The sequence below is a fragment of the Ruegeria sp. AD11(2025) genome (assembly GCF_056542405.1).
The window spans coordinates 1-778 of record NZ_JBQFZU010000125.1; the positions used below are offsets into that span (position 1 = coordinate 1).

Annotated in this window: 1 protein-coding gene; it reads right to left on the reverse strand. The window is 54.5% G+C overall.

What is annotated here, in order from left to right:
- Positions 1-14 precede the first annotated feature (14 nt).
- Positions 15-716 carry an IS6 family transposase gene (locus ACR1XY_RS24660; RefSeq protein ID WP_170389003.1) on the reverse strand — a complete coding sequence of 234 codons (702 nt, stop codon included), beginning with the start codon at positions 714-716 and terminating at the stop codon, positions 15-17.
- Between the last annotated feature and the right edge of the window lie 62 nt (positions 717-778).

Sequence of the window (778 nt, forward strand, 5' to 3'; positions counted from 1 at the left end):
CTGATGCCCGGACTTCAAGCAGCTCGAGTGGCGGCATTCCAGGCGTCAAATGCTTCGAGGCGGTGATATCGAATTGTTAAGGCTGAGCGACGGCGTGCGGGGGCACAGAAGCAATTCCGAACGGCTGAATGGGTTGTCACGAACCTCTGCAAACCTCCTGGGGACCGAAACCCCTGCATCGTTCGTTCCCGCTTACGGAATGGCAGGTGGCTGTTTTCGGCTCGATTGTTCAAACCCTTGTGTGACCAATGATCCAACCCCGGCGCGACTTCTCGCTTGGCGGCGCCATATGAGCGCAGTTTGTCCGTGATGATCCGCTTGGGAAGAATACCAAAACGCTTTACCAGGCGGCGTAACAGCCGTTTTGCAGCCCGTTTGTCCCGTTTCGGTTGGAGTATTTCGTCCAGCACGATGCCATGTTGATCGACCGCGCGCCAAAGCCAATACTTGCGACCTGAGATTCTCACGGCAACTTCATCCAGATGCCAGACATCACCTGGGCAGCCCTGTCTCTGCCGCAAGTTTTGAGCTATCGCCGGCCCGAATTTGAAGACCCAACGGCGGACGGTCTCGTAAGAAACATCGATCCCACGTTGTAGAAGCATCTCTTCAACTTCCCGTAGGCTCAAATTGAAGCGAACATAAAGCCACACCGCGTGAGCGATGATCTGAGGAGGAAATCGGTGGTGCTTGTAGCTGATCGACGATGAATTCATCGATGTCACCTATGTCCAAATCCAAGCATGAGCAACCGAACGACGGTTAACGTGACAACACC